Source organism: Rhodococcoides navarretei, assembly GCF_038069675.1.
Classification (GTDB): Bacteria; Actinomycetota; Actinomycetes; order Mycobacteriales; family Mycobacteriaceae; genus Rhodococcoides; species Rhodococcoides navarretei.
The window spans coordinates 936,006-954,858 of sequence record NZ_JBBPCN010000001.1 but is presented as its reverse complement, the minus strand read 5'-3'; the positions used below and the strand labels follow the sequence as shown (position 1 = coordinate 954,858).

General features: G+C 64.6%; 15 protein-coding genes. 2 read left to right on the top strand and 13 right to left on the bottom strand.

What is annotated here, in order from left to right; genetic code table 11:
• Nucleotides 1-111 precede the first annotated feature (111 nt).
• The 9 genes from AABD04_RS04730 to AABD04_RS04695 form a co-directional block, all read right to left on the bottom strand.
• Nucleotides 112-867, bottom strand: coding sequence for a phosphoglyceromutase (locus AABD04_RS04730; RefSeq protein WP_243596451.1), 756 nt, complete (start codon nucleotides 865-867; stop codon nucleotides 112-114).
• A 52-nt stretch (nucleotides 868-919) separates the two neighbouring features.
• The gene (locus tag AABD04_RS04725; RefSeq protein WP_341442953.1) at nucleotides 920-2,044 is read right to left on the bottom strand and encodes a low temperature requirement protein A; all 1,125 of its coding nucleotides are present in this window, start codon (nucleotides 2,042-2,044) and stop codon (nucleotides 920-922) included.
• A 229-nt stretch (nucleotides 2,045-2,273) separates the two neighbouring features.
• Nucleotides 2,274-2,642 carry a hypothetical protein gene (locus AABD04_RS04720; protein WP_341440404.1) on the bottom strand — a complete coding sequence of 123 codons (369 nt, stop codon included), beginning with the start codon at nucleotides 2,640-2,642 and terminating at the stop codon, nucleotides 2,274-2,276.
• 45 nt (nucleotides 2,643-2,687) lie between these two features.
• On the bottom strand, nucleotides 2,688-3,212 hold the full coding sequence (locus tag AABD04_RS25135; protein WP_423228212.1) for a DUF3558 domain-containing protein: 525 nt from the start codon (nucleotides 3,210-3,212) through the stop codon (nucleotides 2,688-2,690).
• A 181-nt stretch (nucleotides 3,213-3,393) separates the two neighbouring features.
• Nucleotides 3,394-4,593: a lipase family protein gene (locus AABD04_RS04715; protein ID WP_423228211.1), complete on the bottom strand. Its 1,200-nt coding sequence runs from the start codon at nucleotides 4,591-4,593 to the stop codon at nucleotides 3,394-3,396.
• 35 nt (nucleotides 4,594-4,628) lie between these two features.
• Nucleotides 4,629-6,380 (bottom strand): CocE/NonD family hydrolase, encoded by a 1,752-nt coding sequence (locus AABD04_RS04710; protein WP_341440402.1) that lies wholly within the window; start codon nucleotides 6,378-6,380, stop codon nucleotides 4,629-4,631.
• A complete protein-coding gene (locus tag AABD04_RS04705; RefSeq protein WP_341440401.1) occupies nucleotides 6,377-7,585 on the bottom strand; it encodes a lipase family protein in 1,209 nt (402 codons plus the stop codon). The genes AABD04_RS04710 and AABD04_RS04705 overlap by 4 nt, the downstream gene beginning before the upstream one ends.
• A gap of 92 nt (nucleotides 7,586-7,677) precedes the next feature.
• Complete coding sequence (locus tag AABD04_RS04700) at nucleotides 7,678-9,129, bottom strand: MFS transporter (RefSeq protein ID WP_341440400.1); 1,452 nt, start codon at nucleotides 9,127-9,129, stop codon at nucleotides 7,678-7,680.
• Nucleotides 9,126-10,574 carry a condensation domain-containing protein gene (locus tag AABD04_RS04695; protein WP_243596457.1) on the bottom strand — a complete coding sequence of 483 codons (1,449 nt, stop codon included), beginning with the start codon at nucleotides 10,572-10,574 and terminating at the stop codon, nucleotides 9,126-9,128. The genes AABD04_RS04700 and AABD04_RS04695 overlap by 4 nt, the downstream gene beginning before the upstream one ends.
• Nucleotides 10,575-10,834: 260 nt before the next feature.
• Here AABD04_RS04695 and AABD04_RS04690 point away from each other — a divergent pair, with 260 nt between their 5' ends.
• Nucleotides 10,835-11,857 (top strand): alpha/beta hydrolase, encoded by a 1,023-nt coding sequence (locus AABD04_RS04690; protein WP_341440399.1) that lies wholly within the window; start codon nucleotides 10,835-10,837, stop codon nucleotides 11,855-11,857.
• 36 nt (nucleotides 11,858-11,893) lie between these two features.
• Nucleotides 11,894-12,859, top strand: a complete 966-nt coding sequence (locus AABD04_RS04685; protein ID WP_341440398.1) for a glucosyl-3-phosphoglycerate synthase — start codon at nucleotides 11,894-11,896, stop codon at nucleotides 12,857-12,859.
• A 321-nt stretch (nucleotides 12,860-13,180) separates the two neighbouring features.
• Here the strand turns inward: AABD04_RS04685 and AABD04_RS04680 are convergent, their stop codons facing one another.
• From AABD04_RS04680 to AABD04_RS04665, 4 genes are all read right to left on the bottom strand, one after another.
• Entirely contained in the window at nucleotides 13,181-14,770 is a 1,590-nt protein-coding gene (locus AABD04_RS04680) for an AMP-binding protein (RefSeq protein WP_341440397.1), read from the bottom strand.
• Nucleotides 14,771-14,869: 99 nt separating this feature from the next.
• Nucleotides 14,870-16,138, bottom strand: a complete 1,269-nt coding sequence (locus AABD04_RS04675) for an ABC transporter permease (RefSeq protein WP_341440396.1) — start codon at nucleotides 16,136-16,138, stop codon at nucleotides 14,870-14,872.
• Nucleotides 16,135-17,355 (bottom strand): ABC transporter permease, encoded by a 1,221-nt coding sequence (locus tag AABD04_RS04670; RefSeq protein ID WP_341440395.1) that lies wholly within the window; start codon nucleotides 17,353-17,355, stop codon nucleotides 16,135-16,137. The genes AABD04_RS04675 and AABD04_RS04670 overlap by 4 nt, the downstream gene beginning before the upstream one ends.
• A complete protein-coding gene (locus AABD04_RS04665) occupies nucleotides 17,348-18,850 on the bottom strand; it encodes an ABC transporter ATP-binding protein (RefSeq protein ID WP_341440394.1) in 1,503 nt (500 codons plus the stop codon). The genes AABD04_RS04670 and AABD04_RS04665 overlap by 8 nt, the downstream gene beginning before the upstream one ends.
• Between the last annotated feature and the right edge of the window lie 3 nt (nucleotides 18,851-18,853).

The window sequence follows — 18,853 nt, the reverse complement described above, 5'->3', positions numbered from 1 at the left end:
CTCACATACGCAGGGTGCAGGCATTTCCCTGGTCGTCATAGTCCTCGTCGGCAGTGTTCTTCGATCGTTCACCTGCAGTTACGACAAAAGGTCGGTTTGTCGGAGGTGAAGCTACTTACCGCCCTGGTTTGCCACGGCGGCGGCACCGGCAGCCGCGGCTTCCGGGTCGAGATACGTCCCGCCGGGGTTGGTGGGCTTCAACTTGCCGCCCGATTCGGTGAGGTCGTACTGCAGCGGGATTCCGGTGGGGATGTTCAGTTCGGCGATATCGGCGTCGGAGATCTCGTCGAGGTACTTCACCAGCGCCCGAAGCGAGTTGCCGTGCGCAGCGACGAGGACGTTCTTGCCTGCCTTCAGATCGGCGACGATCGTCTCCTCGAAGTACGGAATGAGCCGCTCGACGACGTCTGCGAGGCACTCGGTCAGCGGAACGCTGTCCAGATCGGCGTAGCGCGGATCGGCATCCTGACTGAACTCGCTGCCGACCTCGATGGCGGGCGGCGGGGTGTCGTAGCTACGACGCCACAGCATGAACTGCTCGTTGCCGTACTTGTCCTTGGTCTCGGCCTTGTTCAGGCCCTGCAGCGCGCCGTAGTGCCGCTCGTTCAGACGCCAGTCGCGGACCACCGGGATCCAGTGCCGGTCGGCCGCGTCGAGTGCGAGGTTTGCGGTGCTGATCGCGCGGCGCAGCAGCGAGGTGTAAAGCAGGTCGGGCAGGACGCCCGCCTCGGCCAGAAGCTGGCCGGCACGCTTGCCCTCGGCCTCACCCTTCTCGGTCAGTCGCACGTCCACCCAACCGGTGAACTGATTGGAGGCGTTCCATTCGCTCTCGCCGTGGCGAAGCAGGATCAATGTTCCGATACTCATGTGGCCAGTTTCTCATGCTCTTCGCTGGGAGTGGAGCCTGCGGAACGACCTGTTACTGGGAATCGATTGGCCCGCGTGCGACGAGGACCGCGACGACGGCGACCATGATCACGGCTGTCAGCGTGATCGGGATGGGGATGACGGGGTCGAAGAGCACGAGCACGGCACCCGCGGGCACGACGACGTTCACGACGCGGTCGGCGTTGGCCTTGATCGCGATCAGCCAGACACCGAGCACGAACACCGCGATCGGGATCGTGACGGTGAACGACGCGGCTACGTCGCCGAGCGCGCTGTGCTCGGTCAGCACGTCGATCTCGACCTCGATGCCGGCCGAGAACGCACCCGCTGCCGCGAAGATGAAGTAGTGCGCGTAGCCGTAGACCACCGAGTTGCCGAACATTCCGATCGCCCGGTGATGCGGGGGCCAGAAGTAGATCCACCACAGGCTCGCGGTGACGATCACGGTGAGGATCGAGATCGAGATCAACGGTGCCAGTGCAGTTTTGTCGTGCAGCGCTTCGATGATGGCGTTGGCCGAGGCCAGCAAACTCTCTCCGAGCAGGATCAGGGTGAACAGTCCGTAGCGCTCGGTGATGTGGTGCGGATGCCAGGGCGTGGTTCCCTTGCGCTCGGCGATCAGGGGCACCGACATCTCGACCGCGGCCAGGACGAGGAACACCACGACGGCAGTGGTGCCGTCGAGCAACAGCACCCAGAGAATCCACAGAACCTGCACTCCCGCAATGCCTGTCGCGTAGGTCAGCGCAGTCTTGCGAAGTTCGTCGTGTCTCGACGCCCTCAGCCATTGAGTCACCATGGCGATGCGCATCACGACGTAACCGATCACGACGATGGTGAAGTTCTTGTCGTTGAACGCCGAGTCGACTCCAGCGGCCAGGACCAGAACTCCGGCCATCTGTACGACGGTCAGCGTGCGATAGAGCCAGTCGTCGGTGTCGAAGGAGGTGGCGAACCACGTGAAGTTCATCCACGCCCACCAGATCGCGAAGAACACCAGTAGGTAGCTGATGATGCCGTCGCGCACGTGATTCTCGGTGAGGGCGTGATGGAGTTGCACCGCGGCGATGCTGACGGCGACCACGAACACGAGGTCGAAGAACAACTCGAGCGGGCTCGCGGAGCGATGCGGTTCCTTCGGATCGCGCGGTCGCATTTGTACCAGACGGGCCGTGGAAAGATTCACGAAGGCAGAGTAAGGCATCCGATTCGCGAATGTTGTCTCGATTGTGTTGCAGGGGTTGGCACTACGGACATTTCGGACAATGTTCGACGCTTCGTCGCGTTGATCTACGGGGACCTCCCACCCTTTGTGCCGACCGCGCGCCTCGGTTCGCGTCATAGCTCGGGTGTGAGGTGTGCAGAAAGGGTGTGAGGTTGCGGACTCACTCCCCCAAGCCGGCTCCGATACCGCCGATACGAGCTCCCACACTCCGATCGAGCTCTTCGGTGTCGACGAAATAGCGCTTGAACACCGACCGCATCAATTCGATGACCTCGATGTGCTGCCTGATCGCGACGGCCGCCGACCGCTCTTCCCCATCGGCGAGTCGCTTGAACTTGCGACCCAGCTGTCGAGCTGAAGGAAGCGTGCCGAATGCGTCGACATCGACCAACCATTTCGTCTTCTCCAACATCAACTCGAGATGCAAGATGTACTCCGCGCACGCCTGGTCGCACTGGAACGCCACGCCCTCCGGAATTTCCAGCTGACCCGACTCCGCTTGCGTTGCCAATGCCCGCCACGTCAGCATGGCTGCCCCAAGCTCATTAGGACCTGACCCCACAGCTGCTCCTCACTATCGGTTCGACGGTGGCAACAATGGGCGTAGCGCGCTTCCAACACGCCCGACCTCTACACATGGATCACCCTGTGGCTCGCGAGAAGCCCGCCCGTCCAGAATGAAGTAGACAATTCCGCCAACCACTTCGTAGGCGACGCCACAGCTGACCTCATCGTAATTCGCAGTTCGCCGAAACTGAACGGCCCCAGTCTCATTGACTGCGGTGAACTCACCGAACTGGTCATTCCCTTTCAGATACGCGAGATCGTGGTCCGACGAGAACACTCCGAGGAAGTACCAGGAGCCTGGGTCGGGGTTTCTCCAGGCGCAGATCATCCAGTCGGTCGAGATCGGCGCTTCTCCGAACAGGTTCGTACTCTTGCTCCCCACATCCAATCCCGCTGCCTCCACTGCACTGTCCGGAATCGTGCAGGGATCCCATGGCTTCGCTGCCAACGGCGTCGCAACCACCGAGCTCGTTGCCGACTCCGCGACCGGCGCATCCTCCGCGGCCCCGCCACATCCAGCGACCGACACCATCACACCGACCACACCCGCCACCCACCACCGCGTTGCACTCACATCTCGTTGGACGCAGCGAACATCGCCTCGGTTCCACGGCGACTTCACACCCCTGTTACCGACTGCGCGCCCCCGCTCACTTCCGAGCAGGGGCGCGCAGTCCGCACAGAGGGTGTGAGGTCACGACGGGCGAAAGGCGTCAGCCACAATTCGACGGTGCCGGCTCACCTCGGAATCGGGCGTCCACGTAGGCATAGGCCTCGGGCAGTCCGACGAGCGATCCGCTGAAGTGCTCCGCGAGTGGATACGCCCTGAACTGCACGGTCGCACCGGCTGCGCAGTATCGGTCGACCGTCTCCTTCACCGGCGCGAACGGGGTGATGAAGTCGTTGATTCCGTGCCAGATGTACACCGGGGCCGAGGGCACGCCCTCGTAGTCGACGAGACTGTTCTTCTTCAATACCGCCTGCGCCGAGGGCAGCGAGGCGATGTCGACGTTCGACAGGTCCCGGGCGCTCTTGAACGCTCCACCGATGATGATGGGGCGCCGGCATTCGTTGCTCACGCGATCTCGCAGCGCCAGGCCCGCCGCATTGAGGTTTTCCGAGACGGGGAACTCGGTCGGGTATTCACGTTCGAGTCCGAGCGATGCCGCCAGCGCCATTCCGAAGGCCGGGTGCGGAATCGCGCTGTAGCCCAGGTTCTTTGCGATCAACCCCAGGTCGGCAGGCGTTCCACCGTGCACGCTGGCCACGATGTTCAGCTCGGGGGCGTAGGTGGGTGCCATCGCACCGGCCCACGATGTCGCCAGTGCACCTCCGGAGTAACCCAGCAGCGCGACGGGGCTGTCCTTCAGCGGCAACTGCTCGAAGTTCTGCACGGCCCGAACGCCGTCGAGCGTCAACCGACCTTCGTACTCGGCAGCGCCGTAGGCACCGGTCGGTCCGAGGTAATCCGGCACCGCAACCGCCCAACCGCGGGCCACCATTCCGAGGTACAGGCTCGGGGCTTCGCCGATCTCGTACGTGAAGAGACCATGCGACGGTGCACATTTGACGCCCAGGGCATTGATCACTGCCTGATACGACACGAGTGGCGTTCCCGCACCTCTACCTCGGGGCATCAGTACGGTGGTCACCGCGGCGACCGGAGCACCTGCGGAGTTGGTCGACCGGTACTTGAGTTGCCAGATGTCGGTGTTGGGATACATCCATGCGTCGGCCCGACGGCTGGCCAGGATGTCACCCGGCGCGTGATCGGCGATGTCGGGCGGTGCCGCGTAGAAGATGTCCGGATCGGGGATCGTCGGCGTGGGAGCCGCCGAAGCTGTTGCGCCCGTTGCGAAAAGGGACGCGCAGAGTGCCACCAGAATGGAGCCAAGGGCAAGAAATTTTCGGATCACGGCGAGCCTTTCGGAGAAATCGAATCGAAGTGTCACGGCACTGTGGGCAACGAGAATCGGTTGATCGGATCCGCCGAGGAGACGGTCACGTCCGCTGGACCCGGCCCACCGGCGAAGGACGGATCCGACGCGGTGATCTCGACCCCGACGCGATGACCGCGGTCGAATCGATGAACGATGCTGGGGAGCGAGATCGTCACCGGTTCGGTGGATCCGGTGAGTACGGCCGGTGCGACGAGTCCGTGAATCGGGCTCCGCACACCGTTCGGTGCCACGTCGAGGACGGTGACGAAGACCGTCGCGGGACCGGACACCGTTGGACCGATGGACAGCTCCGGTGAGCCGACCACGTCGACGGGTTCGGTGAGCGGCGCGGTTGTCCAGGACGCGGCAGAACCGGGTAGCGAGACCCGCGGCACGGGCAATTCGGCCGCGAGATTCGGGAGTCCGAACGTGGTGGGCATCGACGCACCTGCACCCCGAATCGTCTGCGTCCACGCATCATTCGTCGAATCACCCTCGGACAGCACTCCATTGGACAATCGGAACGTGCGGCGGGCACCGACGGGAAATGTCTCGGATTCGACGTAGGCCGGCGACGCGACGCCGGTGTAGGGCACCCAGTCCCGGAAATAAGTGAATGCCGGGCCCGGGTCGACGTCGCGATCTTTGAGGTGTCGGTCCAGCCAGTTGCCGACGAGGGCCGCCTCGTGCTGGGCGAACGGGTCGGGTGCCTTGATGTCGAACTCGCCCGGATAGCCCTTGCGATCGTTGTGCCCCCACGAATGCCAGATCATCGACGTCTCCACCCCGCGCGACCGCAGCGCCTCGAAGGTGGCGGCGGCTTCGTCGAGGCCGAACAGCGAATCCTTCTGCCCCTGGGCGAGCAGAACCGGAACGTCGACACGATCGAGATAGTCGACGGGTGAGACATGACGCATGGCTGCCAGAGTTGCCGGGCCCGGCTGCCGGTTCGCAGCGAAATCGAGTGCCGCGTCGCACACCCACTCGGCATAGTTCGGGCACCCTGCCGCCCGTGCCGGATCGGTGGCGTAACCGAGCGGACCGGTCAGGACCGCCCCGGCCGCCAGAAAGGCCGACCCGAACACGCTCTTGATCGGGCCCACCGGCCGTCGGCCCGTCGCCTCCGGTGCCAGCGAACGCGACAGGTCGTTCCAGGTGATCATCGACGCCACCGTGTCCAGTCGCGGATCCATCGCTGCGGTCGCCAGTCCTGTTGCGCCGGCGTAGGACCCACCGAGATAGCCGACGCGGGGATCCTGCGGAGCATCGAGGCGAACCACGTCGAGAGCGGGGGCTTCGGTGGACAGTGCAGCGTCGGTGAATACGCCGTCGTTGTCGCCGGCGAGGTAGCCGATGAGCGCCGACGCGGCCATGCCGTCGTAGTCGGGATCCGCGAAGTAGATCTTGCAGGTCGAGCCACCGAAACCCAGTGCGGAGTAGGACAGAACCACGTAGCCGTGAGTGGCGAACCTCGCCGCGGCACCCGATTGGTCGTCCTTGGACCCCCCGAACCCGTTGCTGGTCAGGATGGCCGGGGCGCGGCGCTCCGGTCCGAGCCCAGCCGGAACGTAGATGTCACCCACGACGGTGCAGTGCTGATCACGTTCGGGGCCCACTGCGACGTCGAAGTAGCGAGTCTGCACCGAGAAGTCGCCGAGCGACTGCGGTGCCAGCACCGGAAGTTCCGCTGCATGAGCAGGCGTGGTGGACACGACCAGAGCGGTGGTCGCAGCAACCACGGCACGTGCGAACAGTCTCATCGGATGCAGTTCGTCGGCGGTGCGACACCCCGAAACCTGTTGTCGAGGAACGTCAGAGCTGCCGGCAGTCCCTCGAATGCGGCCTGAATGTGCTGCGGAGCATGTACGACGTCGAACTGCAGGGTCGCCCCACTGGCGCAGTACCTCGCCGCGGTGTCACGCAACGCAGTGATCGGAATGAGCGGGTCGTTGTCGCTTCCCCACAGAAGCGTGGGTGCGGTGGGAACACCCGGATACCGCACCAAACTGTTCTCGTCGATGATCTGCTGCGCCTCCGGACTGTCCACCAGTGACGTCGTGGTGGAGACCGCCAGGGCGCTCTTGAAGGCTCCGGTCGCCAGGATCACCGGTGTGCACGCGTTCGAGACCTGATCCTTCAGCGCCAGGCCTGCGGGATTGAGCTGTGCGGTGATCGGCAGACGATCGGGGTATTCGCGTTCGAGGCCCAGAGCGGCAGCAAATGCGAGCCCGAAGGCCTGGTGCGGCTGGAAGCCGAGCGAGCGAGCGATGTTGTCCAGGTCCGCCGGAACACCACCGGCTGCGGCACCGACGATGTTCAGCTCGGGCGCATAGCTCGGAGCGAGCGCTGCAGCCCAGGCCGTCGCCATTCCGCCGCCGGAGTACCCGGCCATACCTACCGGGCTCGCTGCCAAACCGAGTTCCGGCACGCGCTGTGCGGCGCGGACGCCGTCGAGCGTGATCTGACCACCCAGTTTCGCTGCGCCGTAAGCACTGTCGGGTCCGAGGTGGTCCGGCACCGCGACCGACCATCCTCGCATCAGTGCCAGATTGAGAAACTCGCGCTCCTGAACACCGGTCGTCGGATCGGCACCGAACAGTGATTCCGACGGTGCGCACTGCAACCCGAGCGCGTTGACGAACGGCTGATAGGACAGCAGAGGGCCACCGGGTACGCGGTTCGCAGCTGCGAGGACGGTCGTCACCGCAGCGATCGCGTCGCCCCTGGAGTCGGACGAGCGATACTGGATCTGCCAGATGTCGGCTCCGGGATACAACGGACTCGAAAACCGCCTGGTATCGAGGACATCACCGTTGCTGGTTCCGGACAGATCCGGTACCGACGCGTACAGGGTGCCGGACACCGGTGTCGGACCGGTGGGCGCAGCCGACGCCTGAGGTGCACAGACGAGCAACATCGACATCAGCCCGACGACGAGCGCAGAGGTCACGAAGGTGCGAAGCATGGTGTAACTCTTCTCGATTTCGATCGGCCCGAACACCTGATTCGGGTGAAATTGTGGGTGATTGCGTTGTTGCTCAATTGTTTTCGGAAGCATCACGGTGCACCGGTGGAGACCATCGATGGGTCGCGGTCGGCAGGCCTGCGATCGCCTCGCGGTAGAGCGGCCGCGATCATCGTGGCCACCACCATGGTCGCGGCCAGACCGAACAGCACCGTCCGCTGCGACGCCAGGTAGTCGGCAGCGACCGGCTCCGAGGGAAGCAGAGCGAAGTACACGGCACCGGTCGTTGCGGTTCCCACCGCCGATCCCACTTGTTGGACGGTCGGCAGAATTCCCGAAGCCGAGCCGAGCGAGTGCGGCTCGACCCCAGCGACGATGGTGCTCTGCAGCGGTGCGATCACCGAGCCCAAGCCCGCACCGACCAGAATCAGAGGGATCGCCATCCACCAGGAAAAGCCGGCTCGATCGAGGTAATCCGTGGTGACGCCGAGGACGAACAGCGATATCCCCATCGCCGCCGCGCCCGCCGCCACGACCCGAGAATCCCAGCGCCGGAACGACACCGGCGCGGCCACGGACGCGACGACGGCCCCGAGCGCGAAGGGGACGGTGATCGCTCCCACCGTCGACGCGCTGTTCCCCAGGCCGGTCTGCAGAGTCACCGACATCGTCAGGATGAATCCGGTGAACGTGCCGTACACGAGAGCCGAGACGGTGCAGCCCAACGAGAATCCGCGCTCACCGAATACGCCGATGTTCACCATGACGTGCGCTCCGGCTGCCCGTCGTCGCCGTTCCCACACCGTGAATCCCGTCAGTGTTGCTAGACCGAGCACCACGGCGGGTAGAGCAGCAACGAAGCTCGAACTCGCCATGACGGGATAGACGATCAGCAGTGCGCCGATCGACCACAGGGCAGCACCGACGGGGTCGAACCGCCCACCGCTACCGACTCGAACATGCTCGGAACCCGGGGAGACGAACCGTCGGCCGATCGCAACAGCGGCCAGAGCGATCGGCGCGTTGATCAGAAATAGTGCGCGCCAGCCCGTTCCGAAGATGTCGAGGTGCAGCAGCAGTGCGCAGATGGACGGTCCGGCGAGTCCGGCCAGCCCCGCGGTGCCGCCGTACAGCGCGAACGCGATGGTGCGCCTGGTGCCGGAGTACGCGGCGGTCACGATCGCCACCGTCTGAGCCGACATCGCCGCTCCGGCAAGCCCTTGCAGCACGCGACCGAGGACGAGCAACTCGACGGTGGGCGCGTACGCGCAGAGCATCGATGTCACCGCGAACAGTGCAGTCCCGGTGACGAACACGGTTCTGCGCCCGAACACCTCCCCCACCCGGGCCATCGTCAGGAGCGCGCATGCGAACGCGAGCAGGTACGCCGTCGGAATCCAGACCTGCTGTGCGCCCGATGCATCCAGATCACGACCGATCGACGGCAACGCCACGGTGACGGCGGTGACGTCGATCATCTGCATCGTGACCGCCAGCAGACATGCGCCGAGCGTGAGCCACGAACCGCGGCGCGGGTGCGTCATACCCTGCTGACGTCCGGGAGCTCGTGCGTGAACACGCTCGCGATCTGCGGCGTGTAGTCGCCCGATTCGACGACGGCCGTGAAGATCTCGGCGATCTTCGAGAAGTACAGGTCGATCGATCGGTCGGCCTCGTCGGTGCCGGGGTAGAGGAACTCGACACCCGTGTGGTCCTCGAAGCGGTTGATCCACATGAAGACTTCCTCGGAGCTGCCGCGGTTTCCGTACAGACCGGCCCCGGCCGCATCCAGTTCGGCTTCCCCGGGAAGCTTACGAACGTCCACGTAGGAGATCATCGGTGCAGTCCAACCGGGCTGCGTCGTGATCCCGTGCTCCGGCTGCGCCAGTTCGAGTACCCGGTGGTACGAGGTGTTCGCGAGCAGCTTGCCGGAGTCGAACGCCTGTTGCGCGAGGACTGCGAGGGTCAGGAACGTCGGCTGCGCGCCGAGATCGAAACGCACGGGAATCAGGCTCGAGTACCACCCGATGGACGCGAATTCACCTGGCGTCGACCGCGTGCTCTTGGGCGTCAGGCCCAGGTAGCTGCTCCGGCCGGCCAGCTCGTACTCCGCCAGGGCCGCTGCGGCGAAGATGCCGCCGATGAACTTGACTCCCACGGCTGCACACGCCTCGTCCACGGCCCGCGCCCTCGCGCCGTCGAACAGCGGGAACGAACTGTGAGAGGTTCGTGTGTAGTCGACACTGCTGCGCCCCAACGGAAGTGGGAACGTCGGAAGATCTCCACCGTTGTCGGTGACCAGGTCGATCCAGGTCTGGACCGCAGGACTGTCGAGGGTCGTGGCGTCGCTCTCCAGCCGTTCGCGCCGGCAGTACTCGAGATAGCTGCCGGGGGTGAACAGTCCGTCGGACTCCCCCGTCACAGCATTGCGGTAGAGCTGGCGCAGTTCGTAGTACGTCAGCGCCTGCGAGATGCCGTCGGTGTCGAGATGGTCGACGGCGGCGTACACCACGAAGTGGTCGTCGTGCTCGATCGTCCCGAAGGAGAAGCAATCCCAGCTGTCGGGGCCGGGCGTGCTGTCCTGCACATGACGCCGAATGGCCTCGGAGTCCGAGGGCACTCCGAAATCGGTTGGCTCGAGCGCGATGTCGGCGGCATCGACGAGGTGGCGCGTCGAACCCTCCGCCGTCGTGGAGAACCAGCTGCAGAAGGAATCGTGTCGGGTGACGAACGTATTGAACGCCTGGCCCATCGCCGAGCGGTCCAGTGCGCCTTCGATTCGGAACGTCACCAGGCACAACCGGGAGAAGCGGAACGACGACCCTCGGTTGCGGTAGGCAGCTTCCAGGTAGGCCTGCTGGATGTGCGAGGGGGGTGCCGGGTGGGCGGGCGCAGCCGCGGCGGCAGCTCGTGAGGCGACGGTGGGCGACCACGTGGTGAGCGGTCCTGGAGCCGGCTTCCACTCGTCGATGAGTCCGAATGCGACCACGACACAACCTTTCGAAGGAGACAGAGCGATCCGACACGGTGAAGTGCATCGGAGGGGTCAGTGCATCATTCGAGCCGAATCGAAGAAACCCCGTCGACGGGCATTCTGGAAAATCGACAACAATTCGCGAGATATCTGTGTCAGAAATGAAGGATCGTCAGCATTGTTGTCGATCGCAGTGATTCGCTCTACCGTCGGTGACACATCGCGCCCGCCGTATCCCGTGCTGGGCGCTGCTCCCTCGATGTCAGGAACGGTTGATGCGCAGTCGATTTCGCCTTCGCCAGGCGACGGTGTCGGCTCTCGGCGTGCTCGTGACCGTCGTCGTGCTCATGTCGGGCTCAGCCGCTGTGGCCACGGCAGGCCCGGAGTCGTCGATCGTCGCCGTCGACAGCGCCGGTGTGCGCCGCGACGTCGTGCAGGTTCACTCCGCTGCGATGGACCGCGAGATCACCATCGACGTGTTCCGGGCAGACGCGTCCGGTGCGCCCACCCTCTACCTGCTCAACGGTGCCGCCGGCGGAGACGGCGGAAGCAGTTGGTTCGATCAGACCGACATCGCCGGATTCTTCGGAGCCAAGAACGTCAACGTCGTGGTGCCGCGGGGTGGTGCCGCCAGCTACTACACCGACTGGTTGCGAGACGACCCGGTGCTGGGCCGAAACAAGTGGTCCACGTTCCTCGGTCTCGAACTTCCACCACTGATGAACACGCTGCTCGACAGCAACGGTGTCAATTCGGTCGCCGGTATCTCGATGGCCGGAACGTCGGTACTTCAGCTCGCGATCGCTCATCCTTCGGTGTACCGCTCGGTCTCCTCGTTCAGCGGTTGCGCGCGCACCAGCGACCCGGTCGGTGCGATGTATGTCAGATCCGTTGTCGAAGCCCGCGGCGGTGGATCGACCACGAACATGTGGGGGCCTCCCGGCAGTGACGGCTGGGCGGCCAACGACCCCTACGTCCATGCAGAGGGACTGCGCGGCATCGCCGTCTACATATCGAGCGGAACGGGAGCTCCGGGCGCATTCGACGTGCCCGGTGGCCCCGGCATCGGCAGCGACTACGGCAAGCTCGCGCAGCAGTTGGCCGTCGGTGCGGTCATCGAAGCGACCACGGACAACTGTTCCCGCCAGATGCAGCAACGGTTACAGGAGCTGAACATCGCGGCCACCTACAACTTTCGACCCACCGGAACCCACTCATGGGCCTACTGGGAACAGGATCTGCACGACGCGTGGTCGGTGATCGCGCCATCCATGGACCTGCCGACGGGCACCCGCTGAATCCGTGACGTATCGCGCGACAACGAAGGAAACTCGATGAACCGATTCGACGCTGTCGGCACACCCGCTCTTGCCGCGACCTGGGTCCGACCTCCGTGGCGGCTCGCGGACCTCGTTCGGGCCAAGCGTGGTCGGACGGTGTCCGTTGTGCTTCCGGCGCTCGACGAGGAGGACACCGTCGCCGGCGTCATCTCGTCGATGACTCCGCACCTGGGCAGCCTGATCGACGAGTTGGTCGTACTGGATTCGGGATCGTCCGATCGCACAGCGCAACGAGCGCGCAGCGCCGGTGCCACCGTGGTCTCCAGGGAGGAGGCGCTCCCGGGCGTACCCGTCGTGCGCGGCAAGGGTGAAGTCCTGTGGCGAGGAGTGGCGGCCACCTCGGGCGACATCGTGGTGTTCGTGGATTCCGATCTGGTGGAGCCGGGTTCGCATTTCGTTCCCGCGTTGGTCGGCCCGTTGCTGATGACAGAGGACATCGAGCTGGTGAAGGGGTTCTACCGCCGTCCACTGACGATCGGCGACAGCACGGACGAGGACGGCGGCGGCCGAGTCACTCAGCTGACGGTGCGGCCCCTGTTGACCGCGCTGGTTCCGGAACTCGCGGGAGTGTTCCAACCGCTGGGCGGCGAATACGCCGCTACCAGGCAACTGTTGGAATCCCTCCGGTTCGCCCCCGGCTACGGTGTCGAAATCGGTCTGCTACTGGACACCTACCACCGCCTCGGCGCGGCCGCGATCGGACAGATCGGCCTCGGGACCCGTCGGCACCGAAACCGGCCGACCTCCGAACTTGCTGTCATGAGCCGCCAGATCATCGCCACGATGTTCTCGCGGTTGGGCCTGCACGACTCGGGTGCCGGATTCACCACGTTCGCAACAGCCGGAAATCAACTCTCTACGACCGTCGCACCGCTCTCACTCGTCGACCGGCCACCGTTGATCACCCTGGAGAAGTACGCCAGCGCCGTTCGCCACCACGCAATGAGCCAGCCCGTCTGACACGTTCGGGACACCAGCTGTGAGGTTCGGACCTACTCCCCACAGCTGAGTCCACTCCGATTCGGCTCCGTGTCGTGGTGGGCAGCGCGGCTGAACGACGATGAGCTCTGAAAGCCTCGAGTCGTTCCCGCGAGCCCAGCTCCCGAACGTAGGCGTCGATGTGCACAGGAACCTCACACCCCCACTGTCGACCGCGCGCCCGCATTCGCCTCTGATCAAGGCCGCGCGGTCGGGAAAAAGGGTGTGAGGTTCCCGAACCGCACACGAAAAACACCCCGCCCCACTCAGTGTGGGACGGGGTGTTGTCGTGCAAACGGAGTGTTACTTCCCGGTCTCCGCGGCCCTCAGGTCCTTACGCAGAATCTTGCCCGCTGCAGACTTCGGGACGATGTCGATGAACTCGACGCGTCGCACCTTCTTGTGCGGCGACACACGCTCGGCGACGAAGGCGATGATGCCTTCCTCGTCGATGGTGGCACCCTGCTGGCGGACGACGAATGCCTTGGGGATTTCCTCGCCCTCGTCGTCGAGCACACCGATGACGGCGGCGTCGGCGATCTCCTCGTGCGTGAGCAGCAGAGCCTCCAGCTCGGCCGGTGGCACCTGGTACCCCTTGTACTTGATCAGTTCCTTGAGGCGGTCGACGATGTAGACGACACCCTCGGGATCGACGACGGCGATGTCGCCGGTGTGCAGGTAACCGTCGGAGTCGAGGGTTTCCGCGGTGGCGGTGGGGTTGTTGAGGTACCCGACCATCACGTTCGGTCCCTTGACCCACAATTCACCGGGCTTGCTCAATCCCTCTGTGGGCAAGTCGATTTCCTCGAGTGTGCCCGGGTCGACGAGCTTGTTCTCGGTGTTCGCCAACGGCTGACCCACCGAGCTCAGCGGCATGTCGTCGCGGTCGAACGGGATGGCGTGGCTGACGGGGCTGAGCTCGCTCATGCCGTAGCCCTGACGCACCCGTGTGTTCAGACGCTTGGCGACGGCCTTGCCCAGTTCCTCGTCCAACGGTGCGGCACCCGAGAAGATGGTGTGCACGCTGGAGAGGTCGTACTGATCGATCATCGGGTGCTTGGCGAGCGCGACGGCCACCGGCGGTGCGATGAACAGGTAGGTCAGCTTCTGATCCTGAATGATCCGAAGGAATTCGACGAGATCGAACTTCGGCATCGTCACCAGGTGCGCACGCAGCTTCAGAGCGATGTTGAGCAGCACGGTCAGGCCGTAGATGTGGAAGAACGGCAGCAGCGCCAGAATGGCGTCGTCGCTGTCGATACCCACGCGCGGTTCCATCTGTGCCACGTTCGCGACGAGGTTGCGGTGGGTGAGGATGACGCCCTTCGGCACACCCGTCGTACCGGACGAGTAGGGCAGCACTGCGACGTGCGTGGCCGGATCGAACGAGACCTCGGGGGCAGGCGCACCCTGGGTGAGCAGATCGCGCAGGTTGGGGTGGCCCTCGGCACCGTCGAGCACGATCACGTGATCGGCGTCGATGCCGACCTTCTCCGCGGCCGCCTTGGCCTGCGGGTACAGCGGCGAGACGGTGAACAGGAACTTCGCGCCCGAGCCGGTGAGCTGCTTGGCGATGTCCTCGGCGGTGTACAGCGCGTTGATCGTCGTGGCGGTTCCGCCTGCGCGCAGGATGCCGTGCAGCACGGACGCGAACGCGGGCACGTTCGGCGAGTGGAGTCCGACGACGTCACCGACCTCTAGTCCACGCGCAGCCAGCGCACCTGCGATCGCGTCGATCTGACCGATCAGCGTCTTGTAGGTGGTGACGTCACCCGAGGTGCCGTCGATCAGTGCAGGCTTGTCGAGGTCGGAATCGGCGATGGAGCCGAACAGGAAGTCGTAGACGCTGAGTTCGGGAATCTCGACATCGGGAAAGGGACTGCGGAAGCTCATGGCTCTCCTTCGAAAAACTGCGGCAACAATGACCGAACCCTACAGTGAAAGCGGTCACAACGGACAGCGACCCTACCGGTGAGTCAGGTAGCGCGGGCGCTAACTTCGGGACGCATACGGTTTACCCGCCGCGGCCGGCCCTCGGACGTGGCCCACCAGGCCCGCGACGGCGAAAATGGTCACCACGTACGGCAACATCAGCATGAATTCACTGGGGACCGGAGACCCGATGATGCCCAGCACGTTCTGCAGATTCGACGCGAATCCGAAGAGCAGCGCGGCCAGCGTCGCGCGTACCGGATCCCAGCGACCGAAGATCACGGCGGCGAGAGCGATGTAGCCGGCACCGGCAGTCATCTCCTTGCCGAACGCGCCGACCGAGCCGAGCGTGAAGTACGCGCCACCGAGTCCGGCGATGGCACCGGCGAGGCAGACGTTCCAGAATCGTGTGCGGGCGACGTTGATTCCGACGGTGTCGGCAGCTTGCGGATGCTCGCCCACGGCACGCAGTCGCAGACCCCACTTGGTGTGGAACAGCCCGAGGAACACGAGTGCGACGGCGATGTACATCAGGTACACGATCAGCGTCTGCCGGAACAGCACCGGACCGAGAATCGGAATCTGCGAGAGCACCGGAACGTCGATGCGCGCGAACCGCGGTGGTGAGTTCAGCGTCTCGGCGTTCTTGGTGAGCACCACCGAGTACAGGAAGCTCGTCAGTCCGACGACCAGCACGTTGAGCACCACACCGACGATGACCTGATTGACGAAGTAGCGGATCGAGAACACCGCCAACAGCGACGCCGTCAACGCGCCCGCGACCAGGGCGGCGAGAAGCGCGACGTAGGCGGAGCCGGTGATCGACGCGACGACGGCGCTGACGAAAGCACCTGCGAGCAACTGCCCTTCGATGGCGATGTTGATGACGCCGACGCGTTCGGAGATCACGCCGCCCATGGCACCGAAGATCAACGGGGTGCTCAGCGCGACTGCCCCGATGAGCAACCCGGGAACGGGGATGGTCTCGCCGTCCGCGGCCCAGGCCAGGAACCCGAACACGAACAGCACGGCGAACACTGCCGACAGCCACAGGGGCGTCGAGCGGTACCGCGAGGCCAGCAGCGACGAGTAGGCGGTGACGACGGCCAGCAGTACGACCACGACGAGACCCGTGCCGTACGACGGCACACCCACAGCAGGCAGCGCGAAGAAGTCGTCCTCCGACGCCAGCGCGAATGTGCTTGTCCCCGAGCCCTTGTTGACGACGAACAGCACCAGAGCGAGCAGCGTCGCGACCCCGAGAATCGACGGAGCCTTCCAGCTGCGACCGAGTACCGCCCCGGTGGGGGCGTCGACGGAGGTGGTCACAGTGCACCCACCTTCGCGGTCTCGGCCTTCGCGAGTTTCTCTTCACCGGGTTTGGGCAATCGGAACACGGCTCGGACCAGGGGCGGCGCGGCGATGAACAGCACGATCACCGACTGCACCACGAGCACGATGTCGATGGGTACGCCTTCGGCAGCCTGCATGGCGAACCCGCCGGCCTTGAACGCGCCGAACAGGATTCCCGCGAAGAACACACCCCACGGTTTCGATCGGCCGAGCAACGCGACGGTGATGGCGTCGAATCCGATGCCGGCATCGATGTCGGCACTGAAGCCGGTGGTGACGGTGCCCAGCACCTGGGCCACTCCGGCCAAGCCGACCAGGGCACCCGACAGGATCATCGCGTACAGGTAGATCCGGTTGACGTTCATGCCTGCGACGCGCGACGCGTGTGGATTCTCGCCGACGGCGCGGAAGCGGAATCCGAGACTCGATCGCTCGAGCAGCCACCAGATGGCGATCGTCACGAAGATCACCAGCACGAATCCCCAGTGCAGGCTGTAGCGATCGCCGAACAGCTTCGGGAACACCGCGGTATCGGCCATCGCCGCGGTCTTGGGGTTGTTCGAGCCGGGGGCCTGGAGCGCGCCGGGGGTGCGCAGCAGGTACGCGATCAGATACAACGCGATGTAATTGAGCATGATCGTGACGATCACCTCGTGAGCGCCGGTGCGCGCCTTGAGGAATCCGGCGATGCCGCCCCACACCGCGCCGCCGAAGACACCGGCGATAACGGCGACCAGCAGGTGAATGCCGGCCGGCAGGTTCACTCCGAAACCGACCCAGCCTGCGCATGCTGCGGCGATCAGCATCTGACCGCGACCACCGATGTTGAACATACCGACGCGAAACGCCAGTGCCACACCGAGTCCCGCGACGATCAGCGGGGTCGCGAACGTCAGCGTCTCCATCAGCGGCCTGATGCCGTTCTCGAATCCGGGGCGACGAAAGTTGTACACCGAACCCTGGAACAACGAGGAGTACGCCCCGGCAACGGAATCCCAGATCGCCGTCAGCATGTCCGAAGGACGCGAGAAGAAGTACCCGGCCGATTCCTGCACGCCCGAGTTGGTGGCTGCGATGAGCACCGCACCGACGATCAGCGCAAGCAATACCGCGAGAACCGAGATGATGGCGCTTCCGGTGAAGATCTGCCGCAACACGACATGAGATTTCGAGGGCTGCTGGGCCTCACTCACCGCGCTCACCACCCATCATCAATCCGAGTGTTTCGCGGGACGTATCCCCGGGGACGATTCCCACGATTGCTCCTCGATACATGACGGCGATGCGGTCGGCCAGTGCGGCCACCTCGTCCAGTTCGCTCGACACCACGATGACCGGGATCCCCGAATCCCGGGTGGCGACGATGCGCTTGTGCACGAATTCGATGGACCCGACGTCGATTCCGCGAGTCGGCTGCGCAGCGACGAACAGCCGCAGATCACGGCTCAGCTCTCGCGCCAGCACCACCTTCTGCTGGTTGCCGCCGGACAACCGTCCGACCGCGGTGCCGATCCCTGGTGCGCGAACGTCGAATTCGCTGAGCTTCTCCGCCGCGAACTGGCTGAGATACTCACGTTGCACCGCGCCGCGCCGCACGAACGGCATGCTGTTGGAGCGATCGAGCATGAGGTTCTCGGCGATGGAGAATTCGCCCACCAGTCCGTCGACGGTGCGATCTTCGGGCACAAAACCGACGCCTGCGTCGAGCACGTCCTGCACCGACGCCCCGACGAGCGAGTTGCCGTCGAGGGTGATCGTGCCGGTTACGTTGCCCTGCAACCCGAGTAGGGCTTCGACGAATTCGGTCTGACCGTTGCCCTGCACCCCGGCGATGGCAAGGATCTCTCCCGCCGCGACCGCGAGACTGATGTCGTCGACGGTCTTGTTGCCCTGGGCGTCGAACACCGACAGATTTTTCACGACGAGCGCCAAATCACCTACCTCCGCAGGGTCTTTGGTGACGGTCAACTGCACGTCGCGGCCCACCATCAACGCGGCGAGCTCGGTGTTGCTGGCGGTCGGCTTGGCTTCGCCGACGACCTTGCCGAGCCGGATGACGGTGATCTTGTCGGCTACTTCGCGCACTTCGCGCAGCTTGTGGGTGATGAACACGATCGTGGTGCCCGACGCCGCGAGTTCCCGCATGATCCGCATCAGATCGTCGGTTTCCTGCGGCGTCAGGACGGCGGTGGGCTCGTCGAACACGAGCACCTTCGCCTCACGAGAGAGTGCTTTGACGATCTCGACCCGCTGCTGCACGCCGACGGGAAGATCGTCGACGAGGGCATCGGGATCGAGATCGAAGCCGAACCTCGCGGATATCTCGCGCACCAGCTTCCGCGCTGCCACGAGGTCGAGTCGTCCACCGAGCGAGGTGGTTTCGTTACCGAGCACGATGTTCTCGGCCACGGTGAACACCGGAATCAGCATGAAGTGCTGATGCACCATGCCGATACCGGCGGTCATGGCCTCGCCCGGTCCGGCGAAGTTCTGCTCGACGTCGTCGAGCAGAATCTGGCCCTCCTCGGCGCGATACAGACCGCTGAGCACGTTCATCAACGTGGACTTGCCTGCACCGTTCTCGCCGAGGAGGCAGTGGATCTCGCCGGATTCGACGCTCAGATCGATATGGTCGTTGGCGATCAACGAGCCGAATCGTTTGGTGATTCCGCGAAGTTCGAGCTTCATGAA